This window comes from Rhodococcus shunpengi, from assembly GCF_048381395.1.
In the GTDB taxonomy this organism is placed as follows: Bacteria; Actinomycetota; Actinomycetes; order Mycobacteriales; family Mycobacteriaceae; genus Rhodococcus.
Genome location: NZ_JBLWIU010000012.1, coordinates 615,103 through 634,142 on the forward strand (window position 1 = coordinate 615,103; position 19,040 = coordinate 634,142).

A 19,040-nucleotide genomic window follows, 5' to 3' on the forward strand; every position below is an offset into this window, starting at 1 on the left:
CTCAGGTAGCGGAGTCAGGCGACACCGCTGATCTCGTTCGGGGTGTGCGGCAGTTCGGCCGTACGGATCTCACCTGAGGCCACGTCCACCGCGTACAGGGAATCGGTGGCGGGATCGGTGACGAACGCCGTTCCGCCCTGCACCTCGAGTGCGGGCCGAGGTGTCTGCCACTCGTCGGGCTCGGTCCACGGCTCGAGCACCTCGATCCGCCGGACGATCTCGCCGGACTCGGGATCGATCACGTGGAGGTTGCCGTCGGTGCCGAGAACGAGCGCTTCACCCGCCGGTCCGCGGCCGAGGGAACGGAAGGTGTAACTCGTGCCGAGGTCGACGAGGCGCACCGACGCGGTGCGGGTATCCACGAGCGCGACGCGCTCGGGGCGCTCGAGCTCGGCGTCGGGATCGGTCTTGTAGTCGCCGAGGACGACGGGCGAATCCTCGCTGCCGGCCTGGTTCCCGATCCGGCCGTAGGGGTCGGGCACCGACGCTTTCGTGAACGTCCCGTCGCGGAAGATCGCCATGCCGTCCTCGCATCCGAAGGCGACGACCCCGTCGGCCGCGACCGTCTCACCGTGCACGCCCGGGCACTGTTCGGCGCGCGTGATCTCGGTGCCGTTCTCGTCGAGCAGTGCCACACCGGTCCGCTCCTCGGAATCGCCGAGGGTGACGAGCATGCCGCCGTCGGGCATCGGAACGGCCACGCCGTGGTGGGCCTCGGGGAGTGTGCGGCTGTCGAGATGCGGCAGGTCGGTCGTCGAGGCGAGGTCGGCGGGGTCGAACACGTCGATGCGTCCGGTGCCGTCGTCGAACAGGGCGGTGACCCCGGCGTGCGGCACGACGTGCCCGGGCTTCTCGGCGGCGAACGTCAGGTCGGTGAGGGCGGGTCCGCCGGCGTAGTGGTGACCGTGGTCGCCGTGGGCCTCCGTCCAGCTGCCGGTGTCGAGGGCGCGGAATCCGCCCTCGGTGGAGATCAGCACGTGGCGTCCGTCGCCGGCGGGGGAGAGACGGTTGAAGCCGTCGAGTGCGAAGTCGTCGACGACGGTGAGTTCTTCTTCGTCGACGACGAGGACGCCACCGTCGTAGGTCAGGGCGAGGCGCGGCTGTGCCGTCGCCACTTCGGAAGCGGTGGCGGCGGTCGTCGTCTCGGTGGTATCGGCCGCAGTGGTGTCGGCTTCGGTGGTGCCGCCGCATGCGGCGGCGAAGGTTGCAGCGACGACGGTGAAGGCGGCGCCACCGTAGCGGGAGAGCGTTGTCATGGGGAAAGGAATAACCCCTATCGAAAATGAATGTCAAAGTCTGAAATGCGCATGCGTGCATGCCGCTCCGGACCGCCGAGGTTGCAGTTGTTGTCGACAATTCGCCGAAAAGTCGACAACAACTGCGGTTTCGGGCTCGGACATACGCGAATACCGCCGTCTACGACACGCACTAGATGAGCTCAGAATCCGATGAGCTCGCCGTTAGCATCGACGGATGGATCCTGTCCGCAACCCGTACGCCCCGGGCGCGGGACAGCGCCCGCCCGAGCTCGCCGGCCGCGAGAAGCAACTCACCGCGTTCGAGGTGGTCCTCGAACGGATCGCCCGGGAACGACCCGAACGCAGCGTCGTCCTCACCGGTCTCCGCGGTGTCGGCAAGACCGTCCTTCTCAACCATCTGCGTTCCGCCGCCATCGCGAAGAGCTGGGGCACCGGCAAGATCGAGGCCCGTCCCGATCAAGGACTGCGACGCCCGCTGTCGTCCGCGCTGCACATGGCGGTCCGCGAGATCGCCGCCGCGCATCCGGATCCGGAATCGGTCGAGTATTTCCTCGGCGTGCTCAAGTCGTTCGCGCTGCGGGCCACCGCCGACAAGGGCATGCGCGAACGCTGGCAGCCCGGCATCGACGCCCCGGCCGTGAAAGGGCGGGCCGATTCGGGTGACATCGAGATCGACCTCGTCGAACTGCTCGTCGACGCAGCAGGACTCGCGCGCGACGTGGGCGTGGGCATCGCGCTGTTCATCGACGAGATGCAGGACCTCGGACCCGACGACGTCTCGGCGATCTGCGGTGCCTGCCACGAGTTGAGCCAGGACGCCGCGCCGCTCATCGTCGTCGGGGCCGGTCTGCCGCACCTGCCCGCCGTGCTGTCGGCATCGAAGTCCTACTCCGAGCGGCTGTTCACCTACCACCGCATCGACCGACTCGACCGTGCGGCAGCGGATCTCGCTCTCATCGCGCCCGCGGCACGAGAGGACGTCGAGTTCACGCAGGACGCCCTCGACCTGCTGTACGAAACCGCCGACGGCTACCCGTATTTCGTGCAGGCCTACGGCAAGGCGACCTGGGACGTCGCGGCGGATTCGCCGATCACCGTCGACGACGTGCGGGTCGCGGCACCCACGGCGGAAGAGGAACTCGCCGTCGGCTTCTTCGGCTCCCGCTACGAACGGGCGACTCCCGCCGAACGCGAATACATGCGGGCGATGGCGGATCTGTCGGGCGACGACGGGCCGGTCGCGACCTCGAAGATCGCCGTCGAACTCGGACGGAAGCCTGCCTCCCTGTCACCCGCGCGCGACGGATTGATCAAGAAGGGCCTGATCTACTCCGCCGAGCGCGGGTTCATCGGGTTCACCGTTCCGCACTTCGGGCGCTATCTGCGCGCCCAGAACGACTGACCCAGCCGGAGCCACCGAGAGTTCAGTCGACCCACTCGACGGTCTCGTCGAGCGACGCGCGATCGGTGCGACACGCATTGGCCGGGTGCGCCTCGTCGGCGTAGCCGAACGAGATGGCGCAGACGATGTCGCGGTCGTCGCCGATGTTCAGTTCGCGTCGCAGCGCGGTGGCCGTCATCGCGACGGCGGCCTGCGGGACGGCAGCGATGCCGAGCGATTCGGCGGCGAGCAGCAAGGTCGAGACGTAACCACCGCAGTCGACGGCGCCGTACACGCCGAGGGCCTTGTCGGAGGTGATGATCGCGACGTGGGGTGCGCCGAAGAAGCGGTAGTTCTCGAGCATCTGCTCGGCGCGGCGCTGGTAGTCGTCGCGCGCGATGCCCAGCGCGTTGTACAGGGCGTAGCCGGCGCCACGGCGACGTTCGGCGTAGGCACCGCGGTATTCGGCCGGTCCCGGGATGTCGGGGTCCATGTTCCCCGAGGTGGCCTGCGCGTAGACGGCGTCGCGCAGGCGGTCGGTGGCGTCGCCGCTGACGATGTGCACCTGCCAGGGCTGCGAGTTGCACCAGGACGCGGTGCGCTGACCCATCCGCAGCATGCGTTCGATGTCCTCGCGCGGGACCTGCTTCGTCAGGAACGCGCGGCAGCTGAAACGGGTGTCGAGCAGGGATGACAGCGTGTCGGCGGCAGAAGTCATGCCACCACGATGGCACATCACTTCACCGAGCGTTCGTTCAGTCGGTCGCGAGCACACGACAGGTGAATATTCGGCTTTCTACGATTCTTCCGAGAAAGCTGTAGAGAAGGTCAGACGATGTCCTTCTCGTCGCCGGGAGTGACGCGCCGCAATCCCCGATAGGCGTCGGTGGGGGTGCTCTTCCCGGTCACCACGGCGGCGACCTCGGCGGCGATCGGCATCTCCACCCCGTACTCGCGGGCGAGTTCCATGACCGTCGGCGCGGTCTTCACCCCTTCGGCGACCTGCCCCAGCGCCTCGACGGCCTCATCGATGCTGAGCCCGCGCGCCAGCGCCTCACCGACTCGGCGATTCCGCGACGACGGGCTCGTGCACGTCGCGATGAGATCGCCCATCCCCGTGAGGCCCGCGAACGTCCGCGGATCCGCGCCCATGGCCTCGCCGAGGCGCGTCATCTCCGCCAGCCCGCGGGAAAGGACCATCGCGCGGGTGTTGTCGCCGACGCTGAGCCCCTCGGCCATGCCGGCCGCGATCGCCACAATGTTCTTGAGGATCCCGCCCAGCTCGCAGCCCAGAACGTCGGTGTTGCGATAGACGCGGAACAACGACGTGGCGAACAGCGGTTGCAGCGCCGCGCTCACGGCTTCGTCCTGCATCGCGACCACCGACGCGGCGGCCATGCCGTCGGCGATCTCCCCGGCGATGTTCGGACCCGCGAGCAACCCGACGGGGTGCCCCGGAAGGCATTCGGCGATCACCTCGGTGGGCCGGAGGCGGGTGCCCGGTTCGAGACCCTTCACGAGCGAGACGACCGGGACCCACGCGCGGATCTCGTCGACGACCTGCTCGAGTGTCTTGCGCACCGCGTGCGACGGCACACCGACCACCAGGACGTCGGCCTCGCGCGCGGCTTCTTCGAGATCGGAGGTCGCGCGCAGGCTCTGCGGTAGCGGACGTTCGCCGAGATAACGACGGTTGCGGTGCTCGGTGTCGATCTCGCGCGCGATGTCGTCGTTGCGGGCCCACAACGTCGTCGGGGTATTGCGTGCGGCCAACGACGCGATCGTGGTTCCCCACGATCCCGATCCGAGAACGACGACGCGAACCGCACGAGCCATCGGTGACCTTTCGTCCGTACGAGCAGGTATCGACAGAGTGTCAGTTTTCCGGTCCCGGCGGGTCCGATTTGTGGTCCCGGGATCCGCACGGGGCGGGTGTGCTGTGGAAGCGCACGACGACAGGATCGAGGCGGCGCATCGTGGCACGATCGGACCCGTGCCCGGTAAACCCGTCACCGATCAGCGCCTGCGCGACCTCGCGTTGCTGCGACGCGTCCGCGACCGCATCGACCGCGAGTACGCCCAGCCCCTCGACGTCGAGGCCCTCGCCCGCGGCGTGAACATGTCGGCCGGCCACCTCAGCCGCCAGTTCCGGCTCGCGTACGGCGAGTCGCCCTACTCGTATCTCATGACCCGGCGCATCGAACGGGCCATGACGCTGCTGCGACGCGGCGACCTCACCGTCACCGAGGTGTGCTTCGAGGTGGGCTGCTCGTCGCTCGGCACCTTCAGTACCCGGTTCACGGAACTCGTCGGCGTGCCCCCGAGCGTGTACCGCAAGCAGGCGGCCGAGGAGACGAACGGCATCCCGTCGTGCGTGGCGAAGAATGTCACCAGACCGATCAGGAATCGAGAAGCGCGGACGGGTCCGCCGGTCATACCGTGATCGGCATGGACATCACGATTCACCAGACATTCCTTCCGCACACCGATCCCGAGGCGTCCCTCGCGTTCTACCGCGACACCCTCGGCTTCGAGGTCCTCAACGACGTCGGCTACGCCGGGAAGCGCTGGATCACCCTCGGCCGCAGCGACACTCCCGGTACGTCCCTGGTGCTGTACCCACCGGACGCCGACCCCGGCATCACGGAGGAGGAGAACGCCACCATCGCCGAGATGATGGCCAAGGGCACCTTCGCGTCGATCATCCTGGCGACGAAGGATCTCGACGGGGCGTTCGAGCAACTGCAGGCCGGCGACACCGAGATCGTCCAGGAACCCACCGACCAACCGTACGGCGTCCGCGACTGCGCCCTCCGCGACCCCGCGGGCAACATGGTCCGCATCCAGCAATTGCGCTGACCGATCCCACGGTCGGCCTTACTCTCCGATCGTCGCATCCGTTCCGCCCGCATCCATACGACCACTGGAGTCTTCGAACATGACCTCGACGAAGGACACACCGGCACACGCAGCACACGTCGCCGACAACCACGACGCGATCCGGGTCCACGGAGCGCGCGTGAACAACCTCCGCGACATCAGTGTGGAGATCCCCAAGCGGCGGTTGACGGTGTTCACCGGTGTGTCCGGCTCGGGCAAGAGTTCGCTGGTGTTCAGCACGATCGCCGCCGAGTCGCAGCGTCTGATCAACGAGACGTACAGCGCGTTCGTGCAGGGATTCATGCCGACCCTGGCCCGCCCGGACGTCGACGTGCTCGACGGCATCACCGCGGCGATCATCGTCGGCCAGGAACGGATGGGATCGAATCCGCGCTCGACGGTGGGCACCGCCACCGATGCCAATGCGATGCTCCGCATCCTGTTCAGCCGGGTTGCGGAGCCGCACATCGGTCCGCCCAACGCCTACTCGTTCAACGTGCCGTCGGTGCGGGCCAGCGGTGCGGTGACGGTGGACAGGGGCGCGGGGAAGACCCAGGCCGAGAAGGTGACCTTCAACCGGCTCGGGGGCATGTGCCCGCGATGTGAGGGCAAGGGGTCGGTCTCCGATTTCGACCTGACCGTGCTCTACGACGACGGTCTCTCGCTCAACGAGGGTGCCCTGAAGATCCCCGGTTACAGCATGGACGGCTGGTACGGCCGGATCTACCGCGGGTGCGGCTTCTTCGATCCCGACAAGCCGATCGCGAAGTTCACCAAGCGGCAACTCCACGACCTGCTCTACAAGGAACCCACCAAGGTCAAGGTCGAGGGCGTCAACGTCACCTTCGAGGGTTTGATCCCGAAGATCCAGAAGTCGTTCCTGGCCAAGGATCTCGACGCGATGCAACCGCACATCCGTGCGTTCGTCGAGAAGGCCGTCGTCTTCTCCACATGCCCGGACTGTGAAGGGACGCGTCTCGCCCCCGAGGCGCGGTCGTCGAAGATCGACGGCAGGAGCATCGCGGACGTGTGCGCGATGCAGATCAGCGATCTCGCCGAATGGGTGCGCGGACTGGATCTTCCGCAGGTCGCTCCGCTGCTGAAGAACCTTCGTCATCTGCTCGACTCCTTCGCGGACATCGGGCTGGGATATCTGTCGCTGGACCGCCCCACCGGCACCCTGTCCGGTGGAGAATCGCAGCGCATCAAGATGATCCGCCATCTCGGATCGTCGCTGACCGATATCACGTACGTCTTCGACGAACCGACGATCGGCATGCACCCGCACGACATCGCGCGGATGAACAACCTGCTGCTGCAACTGCGCGACAAGGGCAACACCGTGCTCGTCGTCGAACACAAACCCGAGGCCATCGCGATTGCCGACCACATCGTCGATCTCGGCCCGCGCGCCGGCACCGAGGGCGGACAGGTGGTCTTCGAGGGCACCGTCGACGAACTGCGGCGTGCCGACACCCTCACCGGTCGCCACCTCGACGACCGGGCGTCGCTGAAACCGACGGTGCGCACCCCGAACGGCGCCCTGGAGGTCCGCGGCGCCGACACGCACAACCTGCAGAACGTCGACGTCGACATCCCGCTCGGCGTGCTCGTCGTGGTGACCGGCGTGGCCGGGTCGGGCAAGAGTTCGCTGATCCACGGTTCGGTGGCCGACCGCGACGGCGCGGTCACGATCGACCAGAGCCCCATCAAGGGTTCGCGTCGCAGCAACCCCGCGACCTACACGGGTCTGCTCGAACCCATCCGCAAGGCGTTCGCGAAGGCCAACGGTGTCAAGCCGGCCCTGTTCAGTTCCAACTCCGAGGGCGCCTGCCCGACCTGCAACGGTGCCGGTGTCGTCTACACCGACCTCGGGGTGATGGCCACCGTCGAATCGGTCTGCGAGGACTGCGAGGGCAAGCGCTTCCAGGCCGCGGTGCTCGAGTACACCCTGGCGGGGAAGAACATCGCCGAGGTGCTCGGCATGTCCGTCGCCCAGGCTCAGGAGTACTTCGCCGACGGTGAGGCGCGCACCCCGGCGGCGTCGAAGATCCTGCAGCGACTGTCCGACGTCGGCCTCGGGTATCTGCGGCTCGGCCAGCCCCTGACCACGCTCTCGGGTGGTGAGCGGCAGCGTCTCAAGCTCGCCACCGCGATGGCCGAGAAGGGGGAGACCTACATCCTCGACGAACCCACCACGGGCCTGCACCTCGCCGACGTCGAACAGCTGCTCGGTCTGCTCGACCGGCTCGTCGAGTCCGGCAAGTCGGTGATCGTCATCGAACACCACCAGGCCGTGATGGCCCACGCCGACTGGATCATCGACCTCGGTCCCGGCGCAGGCCACGACGGCGGACGCATCGTCTTCGAGGGCACCCCCAGCGAACTGGTGGAGCAGCGGTCGACGCTCACCGGCGAGCACCTCGCCGAGTACGTCGGGGTCGGGATCAGCGGCTGAAGTCCGGACGCTCCATCAGCCACGACACGGCCACACCCGCGACGAGCCCCCAGAACGCCGCGCCGATGTTCCAGACGGTGATGTTCGAGGCGGTGACCACGAACGCGACGAGCGCACCCATGGTGTGCTTGCTCGCGAACCCGGCCACGAAGGCGCCCTGCAACGCTTTGAGCATCGCCAGGCCGCCGAGGGTCGCGACGAACGAGACGGGTGCGGCGATCATCCACCGGACGAACAGCGGTGCGAACAGTCCGAAGACGATCGCCAGCGTCCCGCACGTGATCGCCGCGGTGTACTGACGGGACCGTTCGCCCGACGACACGAGCAGCGCGTTGGTCGGTCCGGTCAGACAGGTCGACACCGCGCCGACGCACGCGGCAGGGAAGGACCACAGTCCGCACGCGATCGCCGAGACGTTGACGGGCGGGTTGTGCCCGGCCGAGCGCAACACCGCGATGCCCTGCCCGTTCTGCACGACCAGCACGGTGATCGCGAGCGGCACGACGAGTTCGAGGATCGCCGACCACGTGAACTGCGGCGCGGTGAACACCGGTGCGGCGAAGACCGCGCTGTCGGTCCCGGACGGTGAGAACCGGCCCGACAGCGCGACCGCGCCCACCCCGGCGAGCAGAGCGCCGAGGATCGGAGGCATCCACTTACCGAGGACCGCAACGGAACTGAGCAGGAGGAAGACGATCACCATCGGTGCGGCGATGGCGACGTCGGAACCGAGCGCCGAAACCAGATCGATGCCGAACTTCAGGAACACTCCCGCGACCATCGCCATGACGATGGGCATCGGCAACGCTTCCATCACTCGGCGTACCAGTCCCGACGCCCCCAGCACCGTCACGAGGGCCGCTGTCACGAAGAACGCGCCGACCACCTCCGCCCAGCTCAGATGGGTGAGCGACCCGCCGACCAGCACGGTGCCGGGGATGGTCCAGAAGAACCCGAGCGGTTGCCGGTAGGCGACGCTCATCACGATGGTGAGCAGCCCGTTGAGGACGAACACCCCGAAGATCCACGACGCCAACTGCGGTGCGCTCAGCCCGCCCGCGGCGCCGGCGGCGAGGATCACCGCGACCGGTCCGGTGCACGAGAAGATGAGCCCGATCAAGCCGTTCGCGGCGTATCGTGGGCCGAGATCCCGGAGTATCCCGCGCGGTCCGACGACGGGACGCACGGGGCGTTCGAACAGATCGGTCTCGTCGGTGGGGCGATCGTCCACGGCGGTCAATGGTCAACCTCGATCCTGTTGTCGGAACTTCGCGGCGAGCTCGCTGCGCGAGCGGATGCCGAATTTCGAGTACACGCGGGTCAGGTGGTACTGCACGGTCTTGACGGACAGGAACAGCTCACCGGCGACTTCCTTGTTGGTGCGGCCCGAGGCGACGAGTGTGGCCACGGCGCGTTCCTGTGGAGTGAGGGTCGTGAAATCCGAACGCGGGGTCTCGGTCTCGCCGTTGCCGGTGCGAAGACCACCGGCCTTGAGTTCCCGGTCGCAACGTTCGACGTACGAGACGGCACCGAGCGACGAGTACAGTTCGCGGGCGGTGCGGATCACCGCGTCGGCGTCGCGGCGACGCCCCGCGCGGCGCATCGTCTGGCCGTACGCGAAGTTGATGCGCGCACGGTCGTAGGGCAGTGGCAGCGTGTCGATCTCGTCGAGCGCCCGTTCGAACGCATCGCGGGCGGCGTCGATGTCGCCGCGGGCACCGAGGATCCGGCCGCGCACGTAACCGAGGCGCGCCTTGGCGGACCGATGACCGCGTTCGGCGGCGAGTTCCTCGTGCCGCCGCAGGAATTCGTCGGCCTCGTCCACGCGCCCGGTGATCACGAGTGCGTTGCCGTAGAGATCCGGCCACGGCCAGTGACCGGGTTCGTCGACCGCTCCCCGCTCGCGCAGGGTGACGATCGGTTGCAGATAACGCAGCACGCTCGTGTAGTCGGATACCACTTCGGCGCACTGCGCCAGGCAGAGGCAGGCCGGTACGAGCATGAGCGAATAGTCGTTGTTCCCGGCGCGGGCACGATGGGCGTGTTCACGTGCGGCGGTCCAGTTCCCACGCAGCGCCTGGACCTGGGCGCCGGTCCAGTGGACGAGCGGCCGGAGCAGATCGAGTTGAGTCGCATCGAGTTGCGCCGCCGCGCGGTCGACGGTGCGCAGCGCGTCGGACCACGCACCGAGTGCGAATTGTGTTCGCGCGAGCCACGCCTGCGCCCACAGCGAGATACGCAGTGACCCGCCGCGGAAGGTGGTGGGTTCGGCCGCCTCGAGTTCGGTCCGTGCGAGATCGGGCCGGTCGAGCACCAACGCGAGCCACCCCTCCGCCATGCGGATGCGCTGACTCTGTGCCCCGAGCCGAATACCTTCGGACAGAGCAGAATACGATTCTACGGCGTCATCGACGCGACCGGTCATCGCCAGTCCGAGTCCGCGGATGGCCCGCGACTCGACGACGGGCGGAGCCGTCTCGGGAAGGGTGTCCGCCGCGCGATCGGCCCACAGGACGAGATCGTCGCCGCGCAGCCTCGCCAGCGAGTGCAGCACCATACGCTGGGAGATCGTCGCGGCGAGTTCGGGTTCGGAATTCGGATCGTCGAGCATCGACCACGCTTCGCTGAGCAGGTGATGCGCTTCCGCGGCTCGCCCCCTTTGGATGGCGAGATAGCCCAGTACGGCGTTGCGCATCGGCCCGCTCGGCACACTTTCGATCTCGGGGACGAACGTCTGTGCCTGGGGCAGATCCGCCGCACCGGTCAGCGCGTCGACACCGCGGATCATCCTGCGGGTCCGCAATTCTCGGTCGAGAGTGATGCGGCTCGCGGTGATGAGCGCTTCGGCCGCCTGGGACCAGGCGCCGTCGGCGGCGCACTGTCGGGCGTAGGCGTCGAGGTCGGCGGCGAGTTCCTCGTTGCCGGTCGGTGTCGCGGACACCAGGTGGAACAACCGGGCGCCCTCGTCGTCGACGAGCGAAGCGGCGCGCTCGTGCAGGCTGTGCCAGCGCGCCGGGCCGATCTCGTCGGCCACGGCGGCGCGGGTCATGGGATCGGGGAACGACAGCGACACCACGCCCCGTTGCTCACGCATCGTGAGCAAGCCGAGCCGGTGGGCCTCGTCGAGCGGTCCGGTCGTATCACCGACCTCGGCGAGTTCGGCGACGAGCGCGAGCGATTCGGTGGCTCCCCGCGTCGCGGCGGTGTCCAGGACGGCGACCGCTTCGACGAGGGCGCGCGTGTCCGGTGAGCATCGGGCGAGGATGCGACTCACCTTCCCCGCATGTTGTCTCGGTGCAGGGAAACGTGCCTGCCAGCGGTGCCATTCGTCGCGGGGGATCTCGTCGAGGAGCTGCAGGATCGAGCGGGCGTTACCGAGAGTGTGTTCCTGCAGGCGACGTGCCGTCCACGCGGACAGATCGACGCCGATGCGATGCAGCGCGAGTTGCGCGACATCCGGTGGCGCCAAAGCGCCGACGTGGAGGGTGTCCACACGGTGGCTGTTCGAGAGGAGGTCTGCGGTCGCCGGAGCGACGTCGTCGGGAAGCACGTCGGGCACGATCCAGATTATGAGCAGGGGACGTCCGTGCGCTCGCCTCAGCGACGACGACAGCGACTGCAGCGACTCGACATCCGCGTAGTGCGCGTCGTCGACGACGATCACCGTCACGTCGTCGATCCGGTCGAGGAGCGTGCGTGCCGCCTCCACCGGGTCGCCGGCCGTGACGGTCTCACCGAGCAGCTGTTCGAGCACGGACCAGGGATGGTCGGCCTCCCAGCGTGCCCCGGTGGCGTCGTGGACGACGAGGTCGTCGTGGCGAGCGACGAAATACGAGACGAGGGAGGATTTTCCGACGCCGGATGCCCCCTCGACGAGGACCAGCGAGGGAACACCCGCGCGGGCTTCGTCGAGGAGGCGTTCGAGTTGCATCAACTCGGAGTTCCGGCCGATCAGCACACTGTTGTCCGTCACACATCCACGGTAGTCGGCGCGGGGCGGTCGGAACTGCGGACCGGCGAGACGGTGCCGGCCGGACGGGGCACGAACCAGGTGACCAGACCGCCGGCGAGTGCGATACCTGCGAAGATGTAGAAGTTCACGTTGTTCGCGAAGCCTGCACCGATGAGCAGACCGCCGATGACCGGGCCGACGATGCCGCCCAGGCGACCGAAGCCGGCGCACCATGCGACACCTGCGGCGCGAGCCGGGGTGTCGTAGTAGTTGGACACGAACCCGTAGATGAGCACCTGGGTGCCGATCGTGCCGGTACCGGCGATCGCGACGGCGGTGAGCAGCACCGGCAGCGGGAAACCGAGGGTCAGCAGCACCAGGGCGACGGCCGCGAGGAAGAAGGTGGTGACGATGACGGACTGCGGTCCGCGGCCGTCGGCGACCTTCGACGCGAGCAGGCCGCCGATGATGGCGCCGCCGTTGAGGACGAGCAGGAAGGCGAGCGAGCCGTTGGCGTTGTAGCCGGCGTCGGCCATGATCTTCGGCAGCCAGGTGTTGAGGCCGTAGGTGAGCAGCAGACCGGCGAAGCTCATCATGCCGAGCAGTCCCGTACCGAGGGCGTACTTGCGGGTCGCGAGTGCCGCGAAACCGATCTTCTCGGTGGAGGCGACAGGTGCTGCGGACGGCAGCGGGAAACCGAACTTCTCGCACACCTGCTGCGCCTCGTCGGAGCGTCCCCGCGACTGCAGCCAGGCCGGCGACTCGGGAAGCTTCATCAGTGCCAGTGGAAGCAGGATGACGAGGGGCAACGCGCCGATGAGGAACAGTCCGCGCCAGCCGATGGCGTCGCGCAGCAGGATCGCGAGCAGCGAAGCCATCACACCGCCGGCGGGGACACCGCTGTAGACGATGGCGTTGAACAGGTTGCGCTTGCCGGGCGGAGCGAACTCGGCGACCACGGCTCCGGCGGTGGCGACGAGACCGCCGACGCCGATGCCGGTGAAGAAGCGGAGCGCGCCGAACATCGTGATGCTCGTGGAGAAGGCCGCCGCACCCATGCCGACGGAGAACCAGACGATGTTGATCAACATCATCTTGCGCCGGCCGACGCGGTCACCGAACGCTCCGGTCAGCAGTGCACCGACCATGACGCCGATGAGGGCGTAGGAGCCGAGGGCACCACCCTGCTGGGCGGAGATCTCCCCGAGCTGGGTCGGATCGGCCATCAGGGTGGGAAGGACGGTGCCGTACACGACGAGGTCGTAGCCGTCGAAGATGATCGCGAGGGTGGCGAGCGCGACGATCCAGACGACGCTGCGCCGATGTTGTGGACTGGCCCAGGTCTGCGTGGCATGGGTCATGAGCTGCTCCGGTCTGTGAGGGGAGTCACAAGCTGATTCGGGGAGAAAAGTGGCCTCACCGGAGGGACTGGCGCCTCCGGTGAGGCCGAGCGAGGGGCGGTCAGCCCAGATCGCCTCCGGCGACGGGGAGAACCGTGCCGGTGATGTAGGAGGCCTCCTCGGAGGCCAGGAAACAGATCGCGGCGGCCTGCTCGTCGAGCGTGCCGTACCGCTTGAGCAGGGAGGAATCGACGGTCTGGTCCACGATCTGCTGGTACCAGGCCTTCTCCTGCTCGGACTGCGGCGACGGACCGCGCGCGATCCGCCGCTCGGGAGCGACGGTGCCACCCGGTGCGGTCGCCACCACGCGGACCCCGTAGGGGGCGAGTTCGAGAGCCAACGACGCGGTGATCGCGTTGACCCCACCCTTCGCCGCCGAATACGGCACGCGGTTGACGCCGCGGGTCGCGACCGACGAGACGTTCACGATCGTGCCGGCGCGTCGCTCGATCAGATGGGGAGCGGCGGCGCGGCACGTCCACAGGGTGGGGAACAGCGACCGCCGGATCTCCTTCTCGATCTCCTCCGGCGCATAGTGCTCGTACGGCTTGGCCCAGATCGTGCCGCCGACGACGTTGATCAGCACATCGATGCGGCCGGTGGTGCGGACGGCGTGGGAGATCGCCTCCTCCGCGCCCTCGAAGGTCTCGAGATCCGCCGTCACCGAATGCGCCTTGCCGCCGGCCTCGCGCAGCTGCTCGGCCACCTCGTGGACGAGGTCCGCGCGGTCGACGAGCACGACCTCACCGCCCTCGGCGGCGATGCGGGTCGCCACCGTGAGACCGATGCCCTGCGCGGCGCCGGTGATCGTCAGGCACCGGCCGTCGAACCGGCCCGGGAAGATCTTCGTCTCGGTCATGAAGAGGCACCTGCCGGGGCGCCGCTGGCGATGGCGCGGCGCATCGTCTCCTTGGCGTGCTGCGAGTGGACGACGATCAGGTCGCGCGCGGCGGCCTTGTCGCCCTTCTCGAACGCCTCGACGATCTTCATGTGCTCGTCGACGATGTGCTCCTCGACCCACTGCGCGTCGCGCAGAACCTGCTTCATCAGCCGGGTCACCTCGAGCTTGTTGTAGGCCTCGAGCAGGACCGGGTTGGTGCAGCAACGGAAGAGGAACTCGTGGAAGGCCGCGTTGGTGTCGGTGAACGCCGCGGCGTCGGTGAAGTGATCACCCTCCACCGAGGCGCCGGACGCCTCGGCCAGGATGCGGAACTCGACGAGTTGCTCGGGGGTGAGCCGGCCGATCGTCAGTTCGACGACGCCGAGTTCGAGAGCCATACGGGCATCGAACTGTTCGTCGGACTCGGCGACGGGCGGATGCTCCTCACCGATTTCGTAGTTGCCGGGCTCGGGGTTCTCGAGCACCACCGGACGGCCGGTCTCGGCGGCAGCCTTCTCGGCAGCGGCCTTCTCCGCGTCCGTCGCCACCGGGGCGGTTGCCCCGCCCGGGGTCGCGGACGTGTTGAACTTCTCGAAGTAGAAGTTCGTCGGATTGATGCCGTTGTCCGACAGGTGGTTACGAACTGCCTCCACCATCGGCGGCGGACCGCACAGGTAGATGTCGACATCGCCGTCGTTGAGATGCGACGGCTCGAACAGGCCCGTCACGTATCCCTTGTTGGGAGCGGACGACGACTCGTCGGCCACGCAATAGTCGAACGTGAAGTTCGGAAGCTTCTTCGTGTACTCCTCGAGCTTGTCGAGTTCGACGAGGTCGTGATCGAAGGTGACGCCATAGATCAGGTGCACCGGATGGTCGGAGCCGTCGGCCTCGATCTTCGACAGGATCGACAGCAGCGGCGCCAGGCCGGTGCCGCCGGCGAGCAGCAGCGACGGGCGCTTGCGCTCGCGCAGGAAGAAACTGCCGAACGGGCCGGTGAACTCGAGGGTGTCGCCGACCTGCGCGCGGTCGCGCAGGTACTCGGACATCAGACCGCCCTCGGTGATCTTCACCAGGAACGCGAGCGAATTCTCGTTCGGACCGGTGCTGAACGAGTACGAGCGGGTCGCGGGCTTGCCGGTGCCGTCGTCGCTGCCGGGCACGCCGATGTTGACGTACTGCCCGGGCAGGAACACCAGATCGTCGCGGTTGTCGATCTCGACGGTGAACCCGACGACGCTCTCGGAGAAGCGGCGCAGATCCGTGATGGTCGCGGTGTACGACGCAGCCGCGGTCTTCGCGACATCGGAGGTGCTCGCGATCTGCACCACCAGATCGGATTCCGGCATCATCTGGCACGGCAGGCAGTAACCCTGCTCGGCCTCTTCGTCGGTGAGAGCGTCCTCGATGTAGTCGCCGCCGTCGTAGCTGCCCGATTCGCAGAAGGCCTTGCAGGTTCCGCACGCACCGTCACGGCAGTCGAGCGGAATGTTGATGCGTGCCTTGTACGAGGCGTCGGCGACGGTCTCGTTCGGGTTGACCTTGATGAAGCGGGTGACCCCGTCCTCGAAGCTCAATGCCACCTGGTAAGCCATGGCACGTGCCTCCTTTCGTGATCGGGGTGGAACTAGACGACGTAGACGTCGACGATGTGGTGGATGTAGTCGTTCTTCAGGACGATCTTCTTCTTCTTGATCACCGGCTGTGCGCCCGAGACGTCGAGGGTGAGGAAGGTGGTCCCGAAGTAGGTGTCGGTGGTGTTGTAGCGGAAGTACAACGAGAACCAGTTGTGCCGCAGGTCGATCTCGGTGCCACGACGCTCGAGGATCTCGACGTTCGTGATGTTGTGTCCCGTGCGGGGCTCGGGCAGCGAGGTCGCCGACGAACGGTCGGTCCGGATGCGGAACACCCGGTCCTCGAGGCCACCACGGTTCGGGTAGTAGATCAGCGAGATCTCGGTCTGCGGGTTCTCGGTGAGAGCACCGGCGTCGTCCCAGGCCGGCATCCAGTACTCGGCGTCGGGGTGGTAGCACTCGAGCCACTGCTCGAACTCGCGGTCGTCGAGCAACCGGGCCTCGCGGTAGAGGAACTGTTCGATGTCGGTCTGCGTGAATTCGCGTACAGCAGTCATGATTCCGGGTCCTCTCAGAGCGCGGACGGGTCGGCGGCGGAGCTCTCGGCGGCGATGGCCTCGCGCATCGTTTCGAGCCAGTAGCCGTGCTGGATCGGGTACAGGCCTTCGTCCTCGGTCTTGACACCGCTCGACAGCACCTTCGTCATCCCGAGATCCTTCGCGACCTCGTCGGGTCCGTTGAGGATGTGGGTCGCGCCACGGCTCATGTCGTTCCAGGGTGCGGCGGTCGCGAGGTAGGTCTTCTGGCAGGAGCGGAACTCCTCGAGATCGTCCGGGGTGGCCATGCCGGTCGCGTTGAAGAAGTCCTCGTACTGACGGATCCGGTTGGCGCGGGACTCGGGGCTCTCCCCCTTCGGCGCGATGCAGTAGATCGTCACCTCGGTCTTGTCCACGGAGATCGGGCGGAAGTGCCGGATCTGCGAAGAGAACTGGTCCATGATGTACACGTTCGGGTACAGGCACAGGTTGCGCGAGGCCCCGACCATGAACTCGGCCTTCTTCTCGCCGAACTCCTTCGCCAGCTCGTCCTTGCGCGGGTACAGCGGACGGTCCTCGGGGTTGCCCCACCACATCCACAGCAGCAGATGACCGTGGTCGAACGAGTAGTAGCCGCCGCCCTGCTTGCCCCACGTGCCGGCATCCATCGCCTTGGTCTCGTTGCTGGACTCACCGGCGGTGCGACGCGCGGTGGTCGCCGCGTAGTTCCAGTGGGTGGCCGAGACGTGGTAGCCGTCGGCACCGTTCTCCGCCTGCAGCTTCCAGTTGCCGTCGTAGGTGTAGGTGGACGAACCACGCAGCACCTCGAGGCCCTCGGGCGACTGGTCGACCAGCATGTCGATCATCTTCGTGGTGTCGCCGAGGTGATCCTCGAGCGACTTGACGTCGGGATTCAGGCTGCCGAACAGGAAACCGCGGTAGCTCTCGAAACGAGCGACCTTCCGCAGGTCGTGGCTGCCGTCGGTGTTGAACTGCTCGGGGTAGCCGGCGTCGCGGGGATCCTTGACCTTCAGCAGCTTTCCGTTGTTGCGGAACGTCCAGCCGTGGAAGGGGCACGTGAAGGTGGTGCGGTTGTCGGTCTTGCGACGGCACAGCATCGCACCGCGGTGGCTGCACGCGTTGATCAGGCAGTGCAGCTCGCCTTCCTTGTCGCGGCTGATGACGACGGGCTGGCGGCCGATGTACGTGGTGAAGTAGTCACCGACGTTCGGGACCTGGCTCTCGTGGGCGAGGTACACCCAGTTGCCCTCGAAGATGTGCTTCATCTCGAGTTCGAAGATCTCCTCGTCGGTGAAGACGTCGCGGCGGATCTGGTACCGCCCGGTGCTCGGGTCTTCGACGAGTGCGCCGTCGAGGCGAGTGCGCACGTGCTCCACGATGTCGGTCATGGGATCCTCCAGGTATCGGGCTTCGTTCCCGGGACGGACGGGGCTGTGTCCGACGCGGCCGAGCCTGTACTGAAGATTCGTGGTGACCGGGTTTCCGGTCCGGCTCGACGCGATGTGTCCGGCGATATCTCCACGATGACAGCCTGTGGCTACGGTCACACCAGGCAAATGCCTAGGGATACCTAGGACCCCTGGGTGGAGGGTCGAAAGGCCCTCGGGGGCGGGAGGCGGAAAGACCCTTCGACACGACCGTACCGCTCGAGCGCATCGCGGTGCCGGAGCAGCGCGGGCGCACGAGCGGTACGGGGAGACGGCACTCAGCCGGCCGGGGTGAACCGTTCGCGCCGGATGCGTCGCGGCGACATGCGGCGACGCTTGAACGCCTTCACCGATGCTTCCACGAATGCGTCCGATCCACAGATGTAGCCGGTGAACTCCTTCGCGGACGCGACGTCCTCGAGGAATGCGTCGGTGACGTAGCCTTCGCGGTCTCCGCCGCTCTCCCTGCTCACGCAGGTGACGTAGCGGAAGCCGGGATGGCGGGTCTCCAGTTCGCGGAGGAAGTCGGCGTCGTACAGGTCCGCGCAGGTACGGACCCCGTGGTAGAGGAGGATCTGCCGGTCGGGGGCGAGGGAGAGCGCCTGCCGGACGATGGCCTCGAGCGGGGCGAGGCCCGTCCCACCGCCGAGCAGGACGATCGGGCCGGTGCCCTCCGGATCGAAGGTGAAGTCGCCGTACGGGCCGGTGACGGCGACTCGTTCACCCACGTCGATGCGCTCGAAGACCCATTCGCTCGCGATTCCACCGGGTTGCCGGCGGATGTGCAGTTCGAGTTGCTTGGCCTCGGAGGGCGGATTCGCGAGCGAGTACTGCCGGCGGATCTCGGTCCCGGGAACCGTCACCTCCACGTACTGCCCTGCCGAGAACTCGAGTGGTTCGTCGGCGGTGAGCAACACCTTGCGCGTGTCGGCGGCGATGTCGCGCACCTCGGTGACGGTGGCGACGACGTCGCGCAGCACATGCGTGCCGGCGGATTCCTCCGTTGCGGGGGTCTCGAAGACGACGTCGCCGCGCGGTGTGGCCTGGCACGCGAGGACGAATCCGTCCGCGAGTTCGTCGGGGGTGAGCGTCTCCTCCGGCGAGTTCCGATGATCGAGTTCGCCGTCGAGGACCTTGATCTTGCAGGTGCCGCAGGTGCCCTGGTTGCAGGAGTTGGGCATCCAGTTGCCGTTGCGCAGAAACGCTTCCAGCACCGTCCGGCCGGGTTCGCAGGGAACGACGCCGGTGCCCGCGGTCAGTGTGTACGACATG

At 67.4% G+C, this 19,040-nt stretch carries 15 protein-coding genes; 4 read left to right on the forward strand and 11 right to left on the reverse strand.

Going from position 1 to position 19,040, the window contains the following annotated elements; all coding sequences use genetic code 11:
* Positions 1–14: 14 nt before the first annotated feature.
* Positions 15–1,256 (reverse strand): zinc metallochaperone AztD, encoded by a 1,242-nt coding sequence (gene aztD / locus ACNJ7K_RS08115; protein WP_487041461.1) that lies wholly within the window; start codon positions 1,254–1,256, stop codon positions 15–17.
* Positions 1,257–1,473: 217 nt separating this feature from the next.
* Here aztD and ACNJ7K_RS08120 point away from each other — a divergent pair, with 217 nt between their 5' ends.
* Positions 1,474–2,661 (forward strand): AAA family ATPase, encoded by a 1,188-nt coding sequence (locus ACNJ7K_RS08120; RefSeq protein WP_016691742.1) that lies wholly within the window; start codon positions 1,474–1,476, stop codon positions 2,659–2,661.
* Between the two features lie 22 nt (positions 2,662–2,683).
* On the opposite strand, the gene ACNJ7K_RS08125 is transcribed toward ACNJ7K_RS08120, so the two are convergent.
* Both ACNJ7K_RS08125 and ACNJ7K_RS08130 read right to left on the reverse strand, forming a co-directional pair.
* On the reverse strand, positions 2,684–3,358 hold the full coding sequence (locus ACNJ7K_RS08125) for a nitroreductase (RefSeq protein ID WP_487041462.1): 675 nt from the start codon (positions 3,356–3,358) through the stop codon (positions 2,684–2,686).
* A gap of 110 nt (positions 3,359–3,468) precedes the next feature.
* Positions 3,469–4,476, reverse strand: a complete 1,008-nt coding sequence (locus tag ACNJ7K_RS08130; RefSeq protein ID WP_016691745.1) for an NAD(P)H-dependent glycerol-3-phosphate dehydrogenase — start codon at positions 4,474–4,476, stop codon at positions 3,469–3,471.
* A gap of 157 nt (positions 4,477–4,633) precedes the next feature.
* Between ACNJ7K_RS08130 and ACNJ7K_RS08135 the strand changes: the two genes are divergently transcribed.
* The 3 genes from ACNJ7K_RS08135 (at position 4,634) to ACNJ7K_RS08145 (ending at position 7,978) form a co-directional block, all read left to right on the forward strand.
* Positions 4,634–5,083 carry a helix-turn-helix transcriptional regulator gene (locus tag ACNJ7K_RS08135; RefSeq protein ID WP_026061046.1) on the forward strand — a complete coding sequence of 150 codons (450 nt, stop codon included), beginning with the start codon at positions 4,634–4,636 and terminating at the stop codon, positions 5,081–5,083.
* 5 nt (positions 5,084–5,088) lie between these two features.
* Complete coding sequence (locus tag ACNJ7K_RS08140; RefSeq protein WP_026061047.1) at positions 5,089–5,499, forward strand: VOC family protein; 411 nt, start codon at positions 5,089–5,091, stop codon at positions 5,497–5,499.
* 79 nt (positions 5,500–5,578) lie between these two features.
* A complete protein-coding gene (locus ACNJ7K_RS08145; protein WP_159417259.1) occupies positions 5,579–7,978 on the forward strand; it encodes an ATP-binding cassette domain-containing protein in 2,400 nt (799 codons plus the stop codon).
* Here ACNJ7K_RS08145 and ACNJ7K_RS08150 read toward each other — a convergent pair.
* From ACNJ7K_RS08150 to ACNJ7K_RS08185, 8 genes are all read right to left on the reverse strand, one after another.
* A complete protein-coding gene (locus ACNJ7K_RS08150) occupies positions 7,968–9,209 on the reverse strand; it encodes a benzoate/H(+) symporter BenE family transporter (protein ID WP_159419093.1) in 1,242 nt (413 codons plus the stop codon). The two genes, ACNJ7K_RS08145 and ACNJ7K_RS08150, sit on opposite strands and share 11 nt — an antisense overlap.
* Before the next feature lie 12 nt (positions 9,210–9,221).
* Positions 9,222–11,951, reverse strand: a complete 2,730-nt coding sequence (locus ACNJ7K_RS08155; RefSeq protein ID WP_230791884.1) for a LuxR C-terminal-related transcriptional regulator — start codon at positions 11,949–11,951, stop codon at positions 9,222–9,224.
* Positions 11,948–13,291, reverse strand: a complete 1,344-nt coding sequence (locus ACNJ7K_RS08160) for an MFS transporter (RefSeq protein ID WP_016691751.1) — start codon at positions 13,289–13,291, stop codon at positions 11,948–11,950. Before ACNJ7K_RS08160 ends, ACNJ7K_RS08155 begins: the two co-directional genes overlap by 4 nt.
* Before the next feature lie 100 nt (positions 13,292–13,391).
* Positions 13,392–14,189: a 1,6-dihydroxycyclohexa-2,4-diene-1-carboxylate dehydrogenase gene (locus tag ACNJ7K_RS08165; protein WP_016691752.1), complete on the reverse strand. Its 798-nt coding sequence runs from the start codon at positions 14,187–14,189 to the stop codon at positions 13,392–13,394.
* A complete protein-coding gene (gene benC / locus ACNJ7K_RS08170; RefSeq protein ID WP_016691753.1) occupies positions 14,186–15,805 on the reverse strand; it encodes a benzoate 1,2-dioxygenase electron transfer component BenC in 1,620 nt (539 codons plus the stop codon). The genes ACNJ7K_RS08165 and benC overlap by 4 nt, the downstream gene beginning before the upstream one ends.
* Positions 15,806–15,837: 32 nt before the next feature.
* Positions 15,838–16,341, reverse strand: coding sequence for a benzoate 1,2-dioxygenase small subunit (gene benB / locus ACNJ7K_RS08175; RefSeq protein WP_159417260.1), 504 nt, complete (start codon positions 16,339–16,341; stop codon positions 15,838–15,840).
* A 14-nt stretch (positions 16,342–16,355) separates the two neighbouring features.
* A complete protein-coding gene (benA, locus tag ACNJ7K_RS08180) occupies positions 16,356–17,729 on the reverse strand; it encodes a benzoate 1,2-dioxygenase large subunit (protein ID WP_159417261.1) in 1,374 nt (457 codons plus the stop codon).
* Between the two features lie 317 nt (positions 17,730–18,046).
* Positions 18,047–19,039, reverse strand: coding sequence for a 2Fe-2S iron-sulfur cluster-binding protein (locus ACNJ7K_RS08185; protein WP_183070602.1), 993 nt, complete (start codon positions 19,037–19,039; stop codon positions 18,047–18,049).
* Position 19,040 lies beyond the last annotated feature (1 nt).